We start from the raw sequence: 16,999 nt of genomic DNA on the forward strand, positions 1-16,999 counted from the left end.
CCTCTAGGGTTCTCGCGGCGGCGTCCGTCGCCCTCGGCCGTGGACGCCCGGGGCGCCGCGTGCGTCCCGGCCGTCTCCCGGGTCCCGGGTGCCTCCCGGGTCCCGGGCGTCCCCCGCGTCCCCCACGTCCTGGAGCTCGCGGCCGTCCCGGGTGTACCTGCCGTCGCGGGCGTCGGCGGCGGCGAGGGCGTCGGCCGCGGCGTTGACCGGCTGCGGGGCGCCGGCGAGGTCCAGCACGAACAGCGGCACACCCAGCTGGTCGGCGCGGGCGCGGGCGTCGTCGGCATAGCCGGCGAGGGAGAAGTACACGCACTCGGCGGACTCCGTCATGGCCGTCAGCCACAGGCACTCCACGTCCCGCAGCGAGGCCGGGTGCACGCTCGGGTCCACCTGGGCCAGGAGTCCACGGGCGGCGAGGCCGATGCCGGAGGTGGGCCGCTGGTCGGCCCGCCGGATGTCCCCGTGCCCCAGCCAGTGCAGGTAGAGCGCCGCGGCCGTCACCGCGTCCCGCGCGGTACGGATGGCCACGGGCCGGAAGGCGCGCCGAGGCGGCGCCGGGACGGGCGCCGCCGTCCCCGGCTCGGGCCGGGGATCGGCGCCGGGGTCGAGGTCGGTGCCGGGGACGAGGTCGGTGCCGGGGTCGGCTTCCCGCCCGGAACCCGGTTCCGGCTCAGGTCCGGCCGTCGCCTCGGGTGCGTGGTTCGCCCGGGGCGCGTGGTCCGGCCCGGGTGGGTGCTCCGGTGCGGGTGCGTGCTCCGACTCGGGTTCGGCGGGGTGGCCGGCCACCGGGATCCGCAGCGTCCTCCCGCAGGCGCAGCCCAGTTCGGGCTGCGGCCACTGGGCGCGGCGGCCGCAGGCGCGGCAGTCGAGGACGATCCACTCGTCGTCCCACGCCCGGTGCGCGACGGCCGTCGGCGCCGTTCGCCGGTCGAGCACCGGCGTGACCGGCGAACCGCACGCACACGGGTAGGACGGCACGGTGTAGAGGCGCTCGCGCCGACAGGCCGGGCAGCGCACCGGCACGCTCTCGGGCATGGCCCCCATCGTCCTCCTTCGGCCCCCGCTTGTCCGTCTCTTGACGGCCTTTGCGCGCCCACTTACATTGCTTCCAGATAGCAGAAAGTATTTTCCGCAATACGGAAACGCGTGGAAGCGCGGAAACGGGCGGAAACCGTAGGAAGGGCTCACCGCGGGGCGCGCCGGGAGAGCGAATCCGACAGCTGAAGCAGCTGAAGCAGTCGAAGCAGGAGTACTCCATGGCTCGTATGACCGCTGCCCGTGCGGCAGTCGAGATCCTCAAGCGCGAAGGCGTCACGAGCGCGTTCGGCGTCCCCGGCGCGGCGATCAACCCGTTCTACGCGGCGCTCAGGGCCTCCGGCGGCGTCGACCACACCCTCGCCCGCCATGTCGAGGGCGCCTCGCACATGGCCGAGGGCCACACCCGCACCCACCCGGGCAACATCGGCGTCTGCATCGGCACCTCCGGTCCCGCCGGCACCGACATGATCACCGGGCTGTACTCCGCCCTCGGCGACTCGATCCCGATCCTGTGCATCACGGGCCAGGCGCCGACCGCCGTGATCCACAAGGAGGACTTCCAGGCCGTCGACATCGCCTCCATCGCCCGGCCGGTGACCAAGATGGCGGTCACCGTCCTGGAGGCGGCGCAGGTCCCCGGAGTGTTCCAGCAGGCCTTCCATCTGATGCGCTCGGGCCGGCCCGGACCGGTGCTGATCGACCTCCCGGTCGACGTCCAGCAGACCGAGATCGAGTTCGACCCGGACACCTACGAACCGCTGCCCGTCCACCGGCCGCTCGCGACCCGCGCGCAGATCGAGAAGGCGCTCCGCATGCTGAACGCGTCGCAGCGGCCGCTGATCGTCGCGGGTGGCGGCGTCATCTCGGCGGACGCCTGCGAACTCCTGCGGGAATTCGCCGAGTTGACGGGCGTTCCGGTCATCCCGACCCTGATGGGCTGGGGTGCGATCCCCGACGACCATGAGCTGAACGCCGGCATGGTGGGCCTGCAGACATCGCACCGCTACGGCAACGCGACGTTCCTGGAGTCCGACTTCGTCCTCGGCATCGGCAATCGCTGGGCCAACCGCCACACGGGCCGTATCGACGTCTACACGGCCGGCCGCACCTTCGTGCACGTCGACGTCGAGCCCACCCAGATCGGCAGGATCTTCGCCCCGGACTACGGGATCGCCTCGGACGCGAAGGCCGCCCTGCGCCTCTTCGTCGAGGTGGCACGGGAGTCGAAGGCGTCCGGCGCCCTGCCCGACCGGTCGGCCTGGGCGGCCACCGCCCAGGACAAGAAGGCCACCCTCCAGCGCCGTACGCACTTCGACGACGTCCCGATCAAGCCGCAGCGGGTCTACGAGGAGATGAACAAGGCATTCGGCCCGGAGACGCGGTACGTCACCACCATCGGCCTCTCGCAGATCGCCGGCGCCCAGCTGCTGCACGTCCACCGGCCGCGCCACTGGATCAACTGCGGCCAGGCGGGGCCTCTCGGCTGGACGATCCCGGCGGCGCTCGGCGTCGCCAAGGCCGACCCCCAGGCCCAGGTCGTCGCCCTCTCGGGGGACTACGACTTCCAGTTCATGATCGAGGAGCTGGCGGTCGGGGCGCAGCACGAGATCCCGTACGTCCACGTCCTCGTCAACAACTCCTACCTGGGCCTGATCCGCCAGGCGCAGCGGGCGTTCGACATCGACTTCCAGGTCAAGCTGGAGTTCGAGAACATCAACTCGCCCGAGCTGGGCGTGTACGGCGTCGACCACGTCAAGGTCGCCGAGGGCCTCGGCTGCAAGGCGATCCGGGTGACGGACCCCGCCGACCTGGGCGCGGCCTTCGAGGAGGCGAAGAAACTCGCCGCCGAGTTCCGGGTGCCGGTGGTCGTCGAGGCGATCCTGGAACGCGTCACGAACATCTCGATGAGCGTCACCAACGACATCGGCGACGTCGTGGAGTTCGAGGAACTCGCCACCGAGCCGGGACACGCGCCGACGTCGATCAGGACGCTGAAGGTCTGACGACGCAGATTCCGACGTCGGGAAGGGGCGGCCCGCTCGGGCCGCCCCTTCCGTGTCGCCGTGCCGGGGAGGTGCGCGCGCGACGAGTCCCCCGTTCCGTCGCCCTCCCCGGGTGCGGGACCCGCCGCCCCCGTGTCGGCGGGCCCCGCACGCGCGACGAGTCCCCCGTTCCGTCGCCCTCCCCGGGTGCGGGACCCGCCGCCCCCGTGTCGGCGGGCCCCGCGTGAGGACAATGTGCCCTACCCCGGGGGCGGTTGAAGCCTGCTGAACGACGTTCAGAGGTTGATTTGAGGTTGGCGCGCCTCTGCGCCGTTCCTCCGAGTGCCGCTACCGCTCCTCCGGGAGCCGGTCGTGCTCCTCGGACAGCCCGGGCCAGTCGTCGGGCCCTCCGCCCTGCCAGTCGATGAGGTCGCTCTCCTCCACCTCGATCCGGTCCAGGTCGGCCATGCGCAGGATCTCCACGACGTCGTCGAGATGCGAGGCCAGGCCGAGCACCGTGTCACCGGACGTGACCCGGCGGGAACCGTCCAGGGCCGGGGGGTGGACCACGATGTGCGGAAGTCGCGTCTGCGGAGGTCGCGTCGGATCGCCCATGCCCCCAGCCTCCTGCGGACGAGCCCGATCCGCACGTCGGACCCGATTCCCACGTCGGACTCGATGCCCACGTCGGACTCGATGCCCACGTCGGACTCGATCCGTACGTCGGCCCTGATCCCGTACGTCGGACCTGATCCCGTACGTCGGACCCGGTCCCGTACGTCGGTCCCGGTCCCGTACGTCGGTCCCGGTCCCGCACGTCGGTCCCGGTCCCGCACGTCGGACTCGATCCCGCACGTCGGACTCGATGCCCACGTCGGACTCGATCCCTACGTCGGCCCGGTCCCGCACGTCGGCCCGGTCCCGCACGTCGGCCCGGTCCCGCACGTCGGGCCGGATCCGCAGGCCGGCCCCGTGGGTGTGCCGGCCGGGCGGGTGGCCCGGCGTTCCCGGCGTGAAACGCGTGCGGCTCCCGCCGTCGGCGGGCCGACGGGGGAGCGCGGTGACGCGTATGGCCGTCCGACGGCGCGAGGCTGGGCGCGACAGGACGTTCGCGCCGCCGGACGGGGCTCGGTGAGGCGGGGACCGCGGCGGGTGCGACGGAACCGGGCACGCCTTCCCTCTGGTCGGGAAGGGCGGCCCGGGTCCTTCACCACCGCACTGGCTCACACGCCGCCGCGGTCCTCACCGGACCCGCACTCCTCGGATCGGCCGGCTTCATCCGGGCCGTCCCCGTGGTGCGGGCCGCTTGTTCGGTCGGTCCTCGCGCGAGCACGTGGACCGACCCCTCCGCCGGGAAGGGCGGGAAACCGCAGGAAACCGCTTGAGAAACGGCGACCTCGCGTTGCGTGGGTCTGCGGGGGTTTCCGGGCGGCGCCGTCGCCTGGGCGCGACAGGACATATGTCGGCGGCGCCGCCGCCCGGAAGCTTGTGGGGGAGCGGGGTCAGAGCTGTGCGCCCGAGAGCCGCTCGACGGCCCGCAGCAGCGCCGAGTGGTCCAGGCCGCCGTCGCCCTGCGCGCGCAGACTCGCGACGAGCTGGGCGACCACCGCGCCGACGGGCAGGGCCGCGCCGACGCTGCGGGCGGCGTCCGTGACGATCCCCATGTCCTTGTGGTGCAGGTCGATCCGGAAACCGGGCTTGAAGTCACGGGCGAGGAAGTTGTCCTTCTTGCGGGTCAGCACGGTGGAGCCGGCGAGCCCGCCGTTCAGGACGTCCAGCGCGGCCTTCAGGTCGACGCCCGACTTCTCCAGGAAGACCACTGCCTCGGCGCACGCCTGGATGTTCACGGCGACGATCAGCTGGTTGGCGGCCTTCACGGTCTGCCCCGAACCGTGCGGGCCGCACAGGACGACGGTCCTGCCGAGCGCGTCGAAGATCGGCTCGGCGCGGTCGAAGTCCGCCTGGTCGCCGCCGACCATGATGGACAGCACGGCCTCGATCGCGCCGGCCTCACCGCCCGACACCGGGGCGTCGAGCACCCGGATGCCCTTGTCCGCGGCGGCCTTCGCCAGCTCGACCGAGGTCTGCGGAGTGATCGAGGACATGTCGATCAGCAGCGCGCCCGGCCGCGCGTTCTCGAGGACGCCGTCCGGGCCGTAGGCGATCGCCTCGACCTGTGGGGAGGCGGGCACCATGGTGATCACGACGTCGGCGTCCCGCACGGCGTCCGCGATCGAGGCGGCCGCGGTGCCGCCGGCGGCGGCGAGGCGGTCCAGCTTGTCCTGTTCCAGGGTGAAGCCGGTGACGTCGTAGCCCGCCTTGATCAGGTTCTCGGACATGGGGGAGCCCATGATGCCGAGGCCTATCCAGGCGACCTTGGGAAGACTGCTCATGACGGGATGCCTCTCGGTGCGGGGGTGTGTTCGGCGGGCTGCACGGACGGCGGGCTTCAGCGGCGGCGCGGTTCACGGGCGGCTCGGGCGGCGCGGGCTTCGCGGGGCAGCCACGCGAAGGCCTCGGAGCCCGGTCGGTCGCCAGGCTTGTACTCCAGGCCGACCCAGCCGTCGTAACCCGCCTCGGTCAGCCGGTCGAGCAGGTCCTCCAGCGGGAGCGTGCCCGTGCCCGGGGCGCCGCGGCCCGGGTTGTCGGCGATCTGCACATGGCCGGTCTTCGCGGCGTGGCGCTCGATCGCCGACGGGAGGTCCTCGCCGTTCATGGACAGGTGGTAGAGGTCCATGAGGAACCGCGCGTTGCCGAGCCCGGTCGCCTCGTTGACCTTGTCGGCGATCCCGACCGCGGCGGCCGCGCTCACCAGCGGATACAGCGGTGACTCGGGCCGGTTCAGCGCCTCGACGAGCAGGGTCGCGCCGATCCGGTCGGCGGCGCGGGCCGCGAGGACCAGGTTCTCCAGCGCGAGCGCGTCCTGCTCGGCGGGGTCCACGCCCTCGACGCGGTTGCCGTACAGGGCGTTGAGCGCCCGGCAGCCCACGGACTGCGCGAAGCCCGCGGCCACGTCGACGTTGGCGCGGAACCGCTGCGACTCCTCGCCCGGCACCGACAGGGCGCCGCGGTCCGGGCCCGGGAGGCGGCCCGCGTAGAAGTTGAGGCCGGTGAGCTGGACGCCCGCGTCGTCGATGGCCCGCTTCAGGGCGTCGAGCTCGGACTGCTCGGGGGTGGGGGAGTCGGTCCAGGGCCACCACAGCTCGACCGCGTCGAAACCGGCCGCGGCGGCGGCCGCGGGACGTTCCAGGAGCGGGAGTTCCGTGAAGAGGATCGACAGGTTGACGTTGAAGCGCTGGTCTTCGAAGCCCATGGGCCCGCGCTCCCTTCCGTGGCGAGATATTCCGTAATGTGGAAGTTAGTTTCTGCTTATTGGAAGATTGTCGTCGTGGATCGGGGCTTGTCAAGGGGGTCCGCTGCCCGTGCGCCCCGGGCCGGACTCGGCCGGCCGAGGGGGAATCCGGACTCCCGCGTGATCGTCCGCCCGGTCCGTTAAGGTCGGGGTCCGGGCGTCGACGGCCGGGACCCGTTCTGGAAGGTGTGGGGCGCGATGCGACTGAAAGTGGAGTTCACCACCGAGCCCTTCGATCTCGACGAGGCGCCCGCGCACGCGCTGGTCGCCCGTGAGGTGATCGAGCGGGCCGACCTGGACGCGGTGGACGTCGGGCCCTTCGGCAACACCGTCGAGGGCGCCGCCGACGCGGTGCTCGCCGCGGTGGACGCCCTGCTGCGCGAGTCCCTCGGAGCGGGCGCCACCCGTATCTCGCTCCAGGTCAACGTCCTCGGGGAGGGGCAGTGAGCACCGGCGGCGACGCGGCTTTCATCGCGGCCGTGAAGCCGCTGGTCGACGCGATGGGCGCCGAGATGCTCCCGCCGGACGAGGCCGGCGCCGAGGACGTCGTCCTGAGCTGGGAGGGGGTGGAGTCCGTCGCCGTGCGTCTGCCGCAGCTCGCCGACTCCCTCGACCACATCCTGGCCGCGATGGAGCGCAGGAAGGGCAGACCCCTGGCCGACCTGGACCGCAAGGAGAAGCAGGAGGTCGTGCGGATACTCGAGGCGCGTGGCGCCTTCTCCGTGCGGCACGGTGTGGAGACCGTGGCGAGCGCGCTCGGGGTCAGCCGCTTCACGGTCTACAACTACCTCAACCGGGAGAAGGGCGCCTGACGCGCCTGTGGGTACCGGCGGGGTGAGAGAGGAAGTTGCGCGCAGGCATGCGCGGGAGCTCTCGCGTCGAGAATTTTCAACAAAGTGTTGACGTGGTGTCGCGCAGGGGAGTTAGCTGGCCGCAGCCCGCTCACGCACGAAGGCCGTTCTCCGCGGCCACGGAGGCTCCCGTGACTTCGACTTCCCCGCTCCCGGGCCTGGCCCGGTTCAACGCACTCGAGGAGTCCGCGGCCCGCGCCGCGCTCCACGAGGCGTGCGCCGCCACGGCGTGGGCGAACCGACTGCTCGCGGCCCGCCCCTACGCCACCGCCGACGACCTGTACGAGGTCAGCGACGCGGCCATGGCCGAACTGACCGAAGCCGACCTGGCGGAGGCGATGGCCGGACATCCGCCGATCGGCCGCCCGAAACCCGGCGACCCGACCTCGGCGCGCGAGCAGCGCGGCATGGCCGGCGCCTCCGGGCGGCTCAGGGCGGAGATGCTCGAACTGAACCTGGCCTACCAGGAGAAGTTCGGCCATGTGTTCCTGATCTGCGCCACCGGCCGCACCGGCGAGCAGATGCACGACGCGGTCAGAGAACGGATCGGCAATGCGCCGGAGCAGGAGCGCGAGATCGTCCGCGCCGAACTGGGCAAGATCAACCGTATCCGCCTCGCCCGACTCGTCGAAGAGGACCGAGACACCCCATGAGCACCAGCACCACCGCATCGGTGTCCACGCACATCCTGGACACCTCCGCCGGCCGTCCCGCCGGGGGCGTTGCCGTCCGGCTCGCGGCCCGTGGCGGCCGGGAGGCGGACTGGCAGGCGCTCGGCGGCTCCGCGACCGACGCGGACGGCCGGTGCAAGGACCTGCCGGCGCTGCCGGAGGGGACCACCCATGTACGGCTCGACTTCGCCGTGGAGGCGTATTTCGAGCACTGTGAGAACAAGCGAGCCGATGCGCAGCAGGACGCCCCCGCGAATCGGGACAGCGGTGCCGCCGGGGTGTTCTTCCCGGAGGTGGCGATCACGTTCGCCGTCGTGCCGGGCGAGCACTACCACGTACCGCTGCTGCTCAACCCGTTCGGCTACTCCGTATACCGAGGGAGTTAGCAGACACATGACCGACACGTCACGCCCCGCCCGCCCTGTGATGCTGGGACAGAACCAGTACGGCAAGGCCGAGAACCGGGTCGTCAGGATCACGCGGGACGGCGCCACCCACCACATCAAGGACCTCAACGTGTCCGTCGCGCTGAGCGGCGACATGGACGAGGTCCACTACTCCGGCTCCAACGCCAACGTCCTGCCGACCGACACCACCAAGAACACGGTGTACGCGTTCGCCAAGGAGCACGGCATCGAGTCCGCCGAGCAGTTCGGGATCCATCTGGCGCGGCACTTCGTGACCTCGCAGGACCCCATCAGGACCGCGCGGATCCGTGTCGAGGAGTACTCCTGGGAGCGGATCGAGACGCCCGGCGCGGACGAGCACTCCTTCGTCCGCCGGGGCCAGGAGACCCGTCTGACCCAGGTCGCTTACGACGGCTCGTCCTGGGAGGTCGTCTCCGGACTCAAGGACCTCACCGTCATGAACTCGACGAACTCGGAGTTCTGGGGCTTCGTCAAGGACGCGTACACGACGCTGCCCGAGGCGCACGACCGGATCCTGGCGACCGAGGTGGCCGCCCGCTGGCGCTACCACTGGTGCGACGACGCCCAGGAGATGCCGGACTGGGACGAGTCGTACGCCCAGGTGAAGAAGCACCTGCTGCTGGCCTTCGCCGAGACGTACTCGCTCTCCCTGCAGCAGACCCTCTACGCGATGGGCGCGCGGATCGTCGAACACCGCGACGAGATCGACGAGGTGCGCTTCTCGCTCCCCAACAAGCACCACTTCCTGGTCGACCTGAAGCCGTTCGGGCTGGAGAACGACACCGCCGACGGAGGCGTGTACTTCGCCGCCGACCGGCCGTACGGCCTGATCGAGGGCACCGTCCTGCGGGACGGCTGCCAGGCACGGATACCGGTGGACCTCACCAACCTCTGACGCCCCCTCCGCACCCCCCACCCATCTCTCCTTCGGCACCCGCGGCCGGGGGCCGGGGCCTCGGCCGCGGCACTCGACACCCCGGCCGCGGCACTCACATCCTCCAGGGTCCTGCCGTGCCCGCTCCATCCGGGTCCACCGAGGGTCCACCGAGGAAAAAGGACGAAACCATGGCAGCAGACCGGCGCATCGTCATCGAGAACTGTGCGATCGCGACCGTCGACGCCCGGGACACCGAGCACGCGAACGGACATGTCGTCCTCGCCGGCAACCGCGTCGAGTCGCTCGGCGCGGGCCCGGCCCCCCAGGGCCTGGAGAACGTCGAGCGCCGCATCGACGCCACCGGGCACCTGGTCACCCCGGGCCTGGTCAACACCCACCACCACTTCTACCAGTGGATCACCCGGGGCCTGGCCACCGACCACAATCTCTTCGACTGGCTCGTCGCCCTCTACCCCACCTGGGCGCGCATCGACGAGGAGATGGTCCGCGCGGCCGCCGAGGGCTCCCTGGCGATGATGGCCCGTGGCGGCGTCACCACCGCCATGGACCACCACTACGTCTTCCCCCGGGGCTCCGGCGACCTGTCCGGCGCGATCATCGGCGCGGCCCGCGACATGGGTGTGCGCTTCACCCTCGCCCGCGGTTCCATGGACCGCGGCGAGAAGGACGGCGGTCTGCCCCCGGACTTCGCGGTCGAGACGCTCGACGGCGCCCTCGCCGCCACCGAGGAGACCGTGCACCGGCATCACGACGCCTCCTTCGACGCGATGACCCAGGTCGCCGTCGCCCCCTGCTCTCCGTTCTCGGTCTCCACCGAACTCCTGCGCCAGGGAGCCGAGCTGGCCCGCCGTCTCGGCGTGCGGCTGCACACGCACGGCTCGGAGACGGTCGAGGAGGAGAAGTTCTGCCACGAGCTGTTCGGCATGGGCCCGACCGACTACTTCGAGTCCACCGGCTGGCTCGGCGAGGACGTGTGGATGGCGCACTGCGTCCACATGAACGACTCCGACATCGACGCCTTCGCCCGCACCAGGACGGGCGTCGCCCACTGCCCGTCGTCCAACGCCCGGCTGGCCGCCGGGATCGCCCGGGTCCCCGACATGCTGGCGGCCGGCGTCCCGGTCGGCCTCGGCGTCGACGGGACGGCGTCCAACGAGTCCGGAGAACTCCACACCGAGCTGCGCAACGCGCTGCTCATCAACCGCCTCGGCGCCCACCGGGAAGCCGCCCTGAACGCCCGTCAGGCACTGCGCCTGGGCACCTTCGGCGGGGCCCAGGTCCTCGGCCGGGCCCGCGAGACCGGCTCCCTGGAGCCGGGCAAGCTGGCCGACCTGGTGCTGTGGAGGATGGACACCCTCGCCCACGCCTCCATCGCGGACCCGGTGACCGCGCTGGTCTTCGGCGCGGCCGCCCCCGTCACCGCCTCCTTCGTGAACGGCCGTCAGATCGTCGAGCACGGACGGCTGTTGCACGTCGACGAGGACGCCGTCGCCCGCTCGACCCGCGTACAGGCGCAGCGGCTGGCGCGCATCGCCGCGCAGGGCTGAGCGGCCCCTCGACTCCGGGCCAGGGGGACGGCCCTGGCCCGGACGCCGTGACCGGGGCGCGCGTCACCGCGCGCCCCGGCTCCGGAATGCGTCCACGCCGACGCAGACGTGGAGAACGGCCATGGGCCCGGATGCTCGCAGCTCCCTGGCGCTCCCGGCATCCGAACGGGCCCGCGCCCGAGGAAGGTCAGAGACCGAACAGGCCCGGGTCCGTGGCGAGTTCCTTGAAGACTTCCTGCGGGTTGGCCACCATGCGGCGGGCCGTCAGGTCCAACAGGCCCCCGACGGCGGTGATTTCCGCGGCGACCGTGCCGTCCGCCCTGGTGACGGTCTGCTCGATGCGGAACGTCTTGCCGCCGCCCCACTCGAAGACGCACGACACGTCGACCTCGTCCCCGGCGAGGAGTTCGCGCCGGTAGCGGATGGTGGTCTCCAGGGCGACCGGGCCCACGCCCCTGCCGATCAGGCCGGCCTGGGTGATGCCCGCCGCCTGCAGAAGCGACCAGCGAGCGTGCTCCGCGTAGTTGAGGTACACGCTCTGGTTGAGGTGTCCCTGTACGTCGGTCTCGTATCCGCGGACGGTGACCCGGACGGAAAACGGATCGCTCACGGTCTCCTCTTCTCCTCGACGAGCATCGATGCTCAGGGCATCGATCCTGGCACGTCCCTCAGGTCCGGCGGGGGGATGCCAGCAGATAGCGCGCTCTCGTGCGGGGCTCGGTGTGCTCGCCGGCCTGCCAGCCCGCCTTCTCCAGTGTCGCCGCGCAGGCCCGCAGTGTCGTGTCGTCCGGCCCGTGCACGGCGACCGCCTCGGGCTGCGGGGTCGCCCGCACCCGGTAGCCGTCGGTCCCCTCATGCCCGGCGGGGCGGTGGCCGGCCGCCTCCAGGGCGAGGGCGGCGGCCCGCACGAGATGCGCGCGCTCCCAGCCGCAGGGCCGGTCCGTCTCCCCGCCCGGGTTGGTCATGCGGCGCAGCTCCAGCAGTCCCTGCCAGGCGCTGTGCACCTCGCGGAGCCGGGCGGGGCCCGCCGCCCCGGCGTCCTCCTCGCCGCCGACGCGCGCGGCGAACACGCCGCTGTCCGCGTCCCCCGTGGGGGCCTCGGCCCGAGGCGGGCCGGCCGGCGGCTCGGGCGCGGCCTCCCGTACGCGGTGGCCCGCCGAAGTCAGGAAGCAGTCGTGCGGCGGCCGGGGGTGCCGGAACGCCAGTCCGTGCCGGACCAGGGCCGCGAGCTGCGCCTGTGTGCCCCTCAGCCGCCCGGAGACCGGATCGGCGGCGTCGATCACCCGCCGCTGCGCGGCGGTCGGCGGTCGTGTCACGGCGTGCTCCCTCCCGGCGTCGGGCCACGTGCCCCGGTGCGTCCGAGGCTACGTCGGGGGTCTGACATTCCAGGCGGCGATCACCGGCCGCCCGTGCTCCGTGCCCAGCCGGCACAGCGTCCCCGTCGCCAGCTGGAACAGCGCCCCCGCCGACGGGGGCAGCCCGAGCCGGCGAGCGGTGAGCACCCGCAGGAAGTGCCCGTGCGCCACCAGCACCACGCATCCCTCGTTGTCGGCGAGCGCCGCGTCGGCCCTGGCCAGCACCCGGTCGGCCCGTTCCCCGACCTGCTCGGGCGTCTCTCCGGGGTGCTCGGGCGGCCCGGATGTCACCCCGTCCGTGAACAGGAACCACGTGGGCCTGGTGCGCTGGATCTCGGCGGTCGTGACGCCCTCGTAGCCGCCGTAGTCCCACTCGCGCAGGTCCGCGTCGAGCCGGAATTCGTGCAGCCCGATCAGCTCCGCCGTCTCCCGCGCGCGCTGCAGCGGGCTGACGAGCGCGGCCCCGATCCGGTGCGAGCGGATCAGCGGCGTCAGCGCGCGCGCCTGCGCGCGGCCGCGGTCGGTCAGCGGAACGTCCGTCGATCCGGTGTGCCGTCCGGAACGCGACCAGGAGGTCTCGCCGTGCCGGACGAGGAAGAGATCACCCATGGGCACAGGCTGGCACAGCCGGCGGCCGCTACTGCCGGTACCCGCTGAGGAACCGGCCGATCCGCCCGATCGCCGCCTCCAGGTCGTCCGCGTGCGGGAGCGTCAGGATGCGGAAGTGGTCGGGGGCCGGCCAGTTGAAGCCGGTGCCCTGGACGACCTGGATCTTCTCCCGCAGCAGCAGGTCCAGGACGAACTTCTCGTCGTCGTGGATCTTGTGGACCTTGGGGTCCAGGCGGGGGAACGCGTACAGCGAGCCCTTCGGCTTCACGCAGGACACGCCGGGGATCTCGTTGAGCTTCTCCCAGGCCACGGTGCGCTGCTCGTGCAGGCGGCCGCCGGGCGCGGTCAGCTCGTGGATGGACTGGCGGCCGCTGAGCGCGGCCTGGATGGCGTACTGGGCCGGCGCGTTGGCGCAGAGCCTCATGGACGCCAGCATGGTCAGGCCCTCCAGGTAATTCCTGGCGTGCTGTTTCGGGCCGGTGACCACCAGCCAGCCCGACCTGAAGCCGGCCACCCGGTAGGTCTTCGACAGACCGCAGAAGGTCAGGACGACCAGGTCGGGGGCGAGCGCGGCGACCGAGTGGTGCACGGCGTCGTCGTACAGGATCCGGTCGTAGATCTCGTCGGCGAAGACCATCAGGCCGTGCCGGCGGGCGAGGTCGAGGATGCCCTCGATGATCTCCTTCGGGTAGACCGCGCCGGTGGGGTTGTTCGGGTTGATGATGACCACGGCCTTGGTGCGGTCGGTGATCTTGGACGCCATGTCGTCCAGGTCCGGGTACCAGTCGGCCTGCTCGTCGCAGAGGTAGTGGACCGCCTTGCCGCCGGCGAGTGTCGTGACGGCCGTCCAGAGGGGGAAGTCGGGGGCCGGGATGAGGATCTCGTCGCCGTCCTCGACCAGCGCCTGCACGGCCATCGAGATCAGCTCGGAGATGCCGTTGCCGAGGAAGACGTCGTCGACGCCGACCTCCAGGCCCAGCGTCTGGTAGCGCCCCGCCACCGCACGGCGGGCCGACAGGACGCCGCGCGAGTCGGTGTAGCCGTGCGCCTGGGGCAGCATCCGGATCATGTCCTGGAGGATCTCCTCCGGCGCCTCGAAGCCGAACAGCGCGGGGTTGCCGGTGTTCAGGCGCAGGACGCTGTGGCCCGCCGCCTCCAGCGCGTCGGCGTGCTCGATCACCGGGCCGCGGATCTCGTAACAGACCTCGCTCAGCTTGTTGGACTGCCGGAACTCCATGCGCGCTCGCCCCTCCGGTTGATGTGTTGCTTGGTTTTACCAAGTTCCAGCTTGGAAAGTCCAACGACATGTCTAGACTGCGTGCCATGTCACCTCGCCGAAGCTACGACCAGTACTGTTCCGCCGCCCGCGCCCTCGACGTCGTGGGCGACCGCTGGACCCTGCTGATCGTCCGGGAGCTGCTCGCCGGCCCGCGCCGCTACACCGATCTGCACGCCGACCTGCCGGGCGTGAGCACGGACGTCCTCGCCTCGCGGCTGAAGGACATGGAGCGCGACGGGCTGGCCACCAGGCGCCGGCTGCCCCCGCCGGGCGCGGCCTACGTGTACGAACTGACCCGGCGCGGAGGGCGGTTGCTGCCCGTGCTGCAGGCGCTGGGGGCGTGGGGCGAGGGCGAGCTCGGCGAGCGGCGGCCCACCGACGCGCTGCGTGCGCACTGGTTCGCGCTGCCCCTGGCGCGCGGGCTGAACGGCGAGGGCGTCGTCGAAGTGCGCCTCGACGAGGGCGACTTCCATCTCTTCGTCGGAGCGCAGGACGGCCCGCTGTACGGCTACGGGCCCGCGCCCGTGGAGCCGGACGCACGGCTCGACCTCGACACGGAGACCTGCACCGCCGTCGCGCAGGGGGAGTTGACGGTGCTCGACGCGGTGCGCTCCGGGCGGATCGCGGTGAGCGGCGACGGCCCTCTGGCCAAGGAGCTGCGGGAGGCCTGAGGGCGGGACGTGAGGCGGGGCCGCGCAACGGGCGTCGGGGGTCGGGTGCCGCGAGTCGGGAGCCGGGAGTCGGGAGCCGTGCAGGGTGCGGCGAAGGGCCCGCCACGACGGTGTGGCGAGCCCTTCGGCGTTTCCCCGCAGGGATAGTGACGCGGCGTCAGTTGGTGTCAGGCGCCCGGTGGCACCTGCCGCGGCCGCCCCGATCCGCGCGTCAGCGTGTATCCGCCGATGCCGGCGAGGGCGGCCAGAACGGCGCCGATCGCGGTCCACACCCAGCGGTCGGACCACCAGCCGGACGACCAGCCGTCGTCGGGCTCGATGCTCGACAGCACGGCCGGGCCCGACGAGCCGTCCTTCTCGTCCTTCGCGTCCTGGCCGGTCTTCGACCGGACCGCTATGCCGGGCACCAGCGGCTGAGCCAGCGAACCGTCCACGGCCGCGGATCCGCCGACGTCCTTGGAGTCCACCCGCAGCTCGGCGCCGATCGGCAGGCCCAGGTCGGCCGCGGTGAGGCCGAGGGCCGTCAGGCGGACGTAGTACGTGCCCGGCAGCGGATCGTTCGCCCACGGCTCCGACCAGGCGCGCACCGTGCGCAGCACGCAGGCCAGCTCGACGGAGGCCGCGCCCGCCGCGGCGGTGCGCGTCTGAGCGCCGTACTGGCAGGCCTGACGGCGCCGCAGACCGTCGTACACGTCGACCTGCCAGGTCTGCGAGGTGTGGGACTTCGGCAGCTTCACCGTGGCCTTCACGGTGGGGCGCCGGCCCGAGTCGGCCGGGAACGACCAGTACAGGTAGTCGCCCGCGGAGCCGCTCGCCGTGGCCGTCTGCCCCTGGTCGATCTCCGTCGCCGTACGGAACGACGTGCCGGCCTCGGTGGGCGCGGAGCCGTCGCCCGAAGGGCTCGCGGAGGGGGAGGAGTCGGCCGCGGCCGGCGCGACCGCCGGGCCGAGGGCCAGGCCGACCGCCAGTCCGAGCGCCGGCAGGGCGCCGCTCAACACGCGCGTGATGCTCATCAGTTGGTCCTCCAGACCGCGACACGCCAGCGTGACAGCCAGCCCCACAGCACACCCGCCAGGAAGCCGAACAGCACCAGCGCGCCCAGCAGCCACCAACCGCGTCCGAGACCGAAGGAGGCCACGTCGCTCGCCTGCGAGGGGCCGTCGACCACGTCCACGGTCAGCTCCAGCGGCAGGCCCGGCGTGGTCTTCACGCCGGCGGCCGCCGAGTAGGAGTTGGTCACCTGCACGCACACCGTCTCCGCGGGAGCCTCGTCGTCGTCGGCGTCCGCCTTCGGGTAGCGCAGACCGGTCGAGACGACGTCGGTCCGTCCGTTGCCGGCCGCCTCACCGCGCACGATCTCCCGGCCGTGCGTCGTGACCGCCCGCAGCAGCACCCCGTAGTCGGGGTTCACGGCCCGGTCCGCGGCCACGCTCACCGAGGCGCGCAGCTCCTGGCCCGGCTCGACGTCCACCCGGTACCAGCGCTGTCGGCCGAACTCCTCGCGGTCGGTGTACAGACCCGACTTCAGCGTGGGCGCGGCGGCGCAGGAGGCCGCGCCCTCGGTGGCCACCGGCGTGACCACCGGGTCCGCGGCCCGGTCCACCAACTGGTTGACCCGGTCGGTGAGTTGGTCGGTGTGCTCCACCGAGGTGTAGGTGCCGCCGGTCGCCTCGGCGATACAGCTGAGCTGGCGGCGCATCGTGACGTTGGGCACCAGGCCCAGGGTGTCGATGGTCAGGCCGATGCCCTTGGCCGCGATCTCGCGGGCCACCTCGCACGGGTCGAGCGGAGCGCAGGTGTCCTCGCCGTCGCTGATCAGCACGATCCGCTTGGAGCCGGTGCCGCCGTCGAGGTCGCCGGCCGCCTTCAGCAGCGCGGGGCCGATCGGCGTCCAGCCGGTGGGGGACAGGGTGGCCACCGCCGTCTTGGCCTCGGTGCGGTCCAGCGGGCCGACCGGGTAGAGCTGCGCGGTGTCCTTGCAGCCCGTCTTGCGGTCGTCGCCCGGGTAGCCGGCTCCCAGGGTGCGGATGCCGAGCAGGACGTTCTCCGGGGCCGCGTCCAGCACCTCGTCGAACGCCTGCTTGGCCGCGGCCATCCGCGTCCCGCCGTCCATGTCCTTCGTCCGCATGGAACCGCTGACGTCGAGGACCAGGTCGACCTTGGGCGCGGCGGCGGTGGTCTCGTCGGCGACCGCCCCGGCCGGGAACGCGAGCCCGGCCGTGAGCGCGGCGAGCAGGGCGCAGACGCCCGCCGCCAGCCGTTGTGTTCTGATCATCGGCGGATCCTATTGATCAGACACGCCCCGCCACAAAACGAGA

Annotated in this window: 17 protein-coding genes and 1 pseudogene; 8 read left to right on the forward strand and 10 right to left on the reverse strand. The window is 72.3% G+C overall.

The annotated features are described in order from the left end of the window. Positions 1–168: 168 nt before the first annotated feature. Positions 169–1,044, reverse strand: a pseudogene (locus tag Sri02f_RS38560) (hypothetical protein); the annotation flags it as partial. A 212-nt stretch (positions 1,045–1,256) separates the two neighbouring features. Here Sri02f_RS38560 and gcl point away from each other — a divergent pair. Beyond that, positions 1,257–3,041 (forward strand): glyoxylate carboligase, encoded by a 1,785-nt coding sequence (gene gcl, locus Sri02f_RS38565; protein ID WP_109005962.1) that lies wholly within the window; start codon positions 1,257–1,259, stop codon positions 3,039–3,041. 327 nt (positions 3,042–3,368) lie between these two features. Here the strand turns inward: gcl and Sri02f_RS38570 are convergent, their stop codons facing one another. From Sri02f_RS38570 to Sri02f_RS38585, 3 genes are all read right to left on the reverse strand, one after another. Beyond that, positions 3,369–3,635 carry a hypothetical protein gene (locus Sri02f_RS38570; RefSeq protein WP_109005963.1) on the reverse strand — a complete coding sequence of 89 codons (267 nt, stop codon included), beginning with the start codon at positions 3,633–3,635 and terminating at the stop codon, positions 3,369–3,371. Between the two features lie 887 nt (positions 3,636–4,522). After that, positions 4,523–5,413: a 2-hydroxy-3-oxopropionate reductase gene (locus Sri02f_RS38580; protein WP_109005965.1), complete on the reverse strand. Its 891-nt coding sequence runs from the start codon at positions 5,411–5,413 to the stop codon at positions 4,523–4,525. A gap of 56 nt (positions 5,414–5,469) precedes the next feature. Next, on the reverse strand, positions 5,470–6,333 hold the full coding sequence (locus Sri02f_RS38585) for a TIM barrel protein (protein ID WP_109005966.1): 864 nt from the start codon (positions 6,331–6,333) through the stop codon (positions 5,470–5,472). Between the two features lie 237 nt (positions 6,334–6,570). On the opposite strand from Sri02f_RS38585, the gene Sri02f_RS38590 reads away from it, so the two are divergent. From Sri02f_RS38590 to Sri02f_RS38615, 6 genes are all read left to right on the forward strand, one after another. Next, positions 6,571–6,819 carry a hypothetical protein gene (locus tag Sri02f_RS38590; protein ID WP_109005967.1) on the forward strand — a complete coding sequence of 83 codons (249 nt, stop codon included), beginning with the start codon at positions 6,571–6,573 and terminating at the stop codon, positions 6,817–6,819. Continuing rightward, a complete protein-coding gene (locus Sri02f_RS38595) occupies positions 6,816–7,184 on the forward strand; it encodes a helix-turn-helix domain-containing protein (protein ID WP_167467700.1) in 369 nt (122 codons plus the stop codon). The genes Sri02f_RS38590 and Sri02f_RS38595 overlap by 4 nt, the downstream gene beginning before the upstream one ends. A gap of 170 nt (positions 7,185–7,354) precedes the next feature. Next, on the forward strand, positions 7,355–7,876 hold the full coding sequence (uraD, locus tag Sri02f_RS38600) for a 2-oxo-4-hydroxy-4-carboxy-5-ureidoimidazoline decarboxylase (RefSeq protein ID WP_109005968.1): 522 nt from the start codon (positions 7,355–7,357) through the stop codon (positions 7,874–7,876). After that, entirely contained in the window at positions 7,873–8,280 is a 408-nt protein-coding gene (gene uraH, locus Sri02f_RS38605; protein WP_109005969.1) for a hydroxyisourate hydrolase, read from the forward strand. The genes uraD and uraH overlap by 4 nt, the downstream gene beginning before the upstream one ends. Positions 8,281–8,287: 7 nt before the next feature. Then, positions 8,288–9,217 carry a factor-independent urate hydroxylase gene (gene pucL / locus Sri02f_RS38610; RefSeq protein ID WP_109005970.1) on the forward strand — a complete coding sequence of 310 codons (930 nt, stop codon included), beginning with the start codon at positions 8,288–8,290 and terminating at the stop codon, positions 9,215–9,217. A 170-nt stretch (positions 9,218–9,387) separates the two neighbouring features. Next, the gene (locus tag Sri02f_RS38615) at positions 9,388–10,767 is read left to right on the forward strand and encodes an 8-oxoguanine deaminase (protein ID WP_109005971.1); all 1,380 of its coding nucleotides are present in this window, start codon (positions 9,388–9,390) and stop codon (positions 10,765–10,767) included. Positions 10,768–10,954: 187 nt separating this feature from the next. On the opposite strand, the gene Sri02f_RS38620 is transcribed toward Sri02f_RS38615, so the two are convergent. Genes Sri02f_RS38620 through Sri02f_RS38635 form a run of 4 tightly spaced genes read right to left on the reverse strand, consistent with a single transcriptional unit; the run spans position 10,955 to position 13,968 of the window. Continuing rightward, on the reverse strand, positions 10,955–11,377 hold the full coding sequence (locus Sri02f_RS38620) for an acyl-CoA thioesterase (protein WP_109005972.1): 423 nt from the start codon (positions 11,375–11,377) through the stop codon (positions 10,955–10,957). A gap of 58 nt (positions 11,378–11,435) precedes the next feature. Further along, positions 11,436–12,083 (reverse strand): hypothetical protein, encoded by a 648-nt coding sequence (locus Sri02f_RS38625; RefSeq protein WP_109005973.1) that lies wholly within the window; start codon positions 12,081–12,083, stop codon positions 11,436–11,438. A gap of 48 nt (positions 12,084–12,131) precedes the next feature. Continuing rightward, on the reverse strand, positions 12,132–12,731 hold the full coding sequence (locus Sri02f_RS38630; RefSeq protein WP_109005974.1) for a histidine phosphatase family protein: 600 nt from the start codon (positions 12,729–12,731) through the stop codon (positions 12,132–12,134). 28 nt (positions 12,732–12,759) lie between these two features. After that, positions 12,760–13,968: a pyridoxal phosphate-dependent aminotransferase gene (locus Sri02f_RS38635; protein ID WP_109005975.1), complete on the reverse strand. Its 1,209-nt coding sequence runs from the start codon at positions 13,966–13,968 to the stop codon at positions 12,760–12,762. Positions 13,969–14,054: 86 nt separating this feature from the next. Here Sri02f_RS38635 and Sri02f_RS38640 point away from each other — a divergent pair, with 86 nt between their 5' ends. After that, complete coding sequence (locus tag Sri02f_RS38640; protein ID WP_109005976.1) at positions 14,055–14,681, forward strand: winged helix-turn-helix transcriptional regulator; 627 nt, start codon at positions 14,055–14,057, stop codon at positions 14,679–14,681. Between the two features lie 167 nt (positions 14,682–14,848). Here the strand turns inward: Sri02f_RS38640 and Sri02f_RS38645 are convergent, their stop codons facing one another. Further along, a complete protein-coding gene (locus Sri02f_RS38645) occupies positions 14,849–15,694 on the reverse strand; it encodes a hypothetical protein (RefSeq protein ID WP_109005977.1) in 846 nt (281 codons plus the stop codon). Beyond that, on the reverse strand, positions 15,694–16,956 hold the full coding sequence (locus Sri02f_RS38650) for a VWA domain-containing protein (RefSeq protein ID WP_109005978.1): 1,263 nt from the start codon (positions 16,954–16,956) through the stop codon (positions 15,694–15,696). The genes Sri02f_RS38645 and Sri02f_RS38650 overlap by 1 nt, the downstream gene beginning before the upstream one ends. Positions 16,957–16,999 lie beyond the last annotated feature (43 nt).

Origin of the sequence: Streptomyces rishiriensis (assembly GCF_003112535.1) — a bacterium.
Classification (GTDB): Bacteria; Actinomycetota; Actinomycetes; order Streptomycetales; family Streptomycetaceae; genus Streptomyces; species Streptomyces rishiriensis.

Bases quoted from the DNA above. Each gene is read 5' to 3' on its own strand.
- gcl (WP_109005962.1), top strand. From the start codon at position 1,257: ATGGCTCGTATGACCGCTGCCCGTGCGGCAGTCGAGATCCTCAAGCGC.
- Sri02f_RS38585 (WP_109005966.1), bottom strand. From the start codon at position 6,333: ATGGGCTTCGAAGACCAGCGCTTCAACGTCAACCTGTCGATCCTCTTC.
- Sri02f_RS38590 (WP_109005967.1), top strand. From the start codon at position 6,571: ATGCGACTGAAAGTGGAGTTCACCACCGAGCCCTTCGATCTCGACGAG.
- uraH (WP_109005969.1), top strand. From the start codon at position 7,873: ATGAGCACCAGCACCACCGCATCGGTGTCCACGCACATCCTGGACACC.
- Sri02f_RS38645 (WP_109005977.1), bottom strand. From the start codon at position 15,694: ATGAGCATCACGCGCGTGTTGAGCGGCGCCCTGCCGGCGCTCGGACTG.
- Sri02f_RS38615 (WP_109005971.1), top strand. From the start codon at position 9,388: ATGGCAGCAGACCGGCGCATCGTCATCGAGAACTGTGCGATCGCGACC.
- Sri02f_RS38650 (WP_109005978.1), bottom strand. From the start codon at position 16,956: ATGATCAGAACACAACGGCTGGCGGCGGGCGTCTGCGCCCTGCTCGCC.
- Sri02f_RS38635 (WP_109005975.1), bottom strand. From the start codon at position 13,968: ATGGAGTTCCGGCAGTCCAACAAGCTGAGCGAGGTCTGTTACGAGATC.
- pucL (WP_109005970.1), top strand. From the start codon at position 8,288: ATGACCGACACGTCACGCCCCGCCCGCCCTGTGATGCTGGGACAGAAC.
- Sri02f_RS38570 (WP_109005963.1), bottom strand. From the start codon at position 3,635: ATGGGCGATCCGACGCGACCTCCGCAGACGCGACTTCCGCACATCGTG.
- Sri02f_RS38630 (WP_109005974.1), bottom strand. From the start codon at position 12,731: ATGGGTGATCTCTTCCTCGTCCGGCACGGCGAGACCTCCTGGTCGCGT.
- Sri02f_RS38580 (WP_109005965.1), bottom strand. From the start codon at position 5,413: ATGAGCAGTCTTCCCAAGGTCGCCTGGATAGGCCTCGGCATCATGGGC.
- Sri02f_RS38640 (WP_109005976.1), top strand. From the start codon at position 14,055: ATGTCACCTCGCCGAAGCTACGACCAGTACTGTTCCGCCGCCCGCGCC.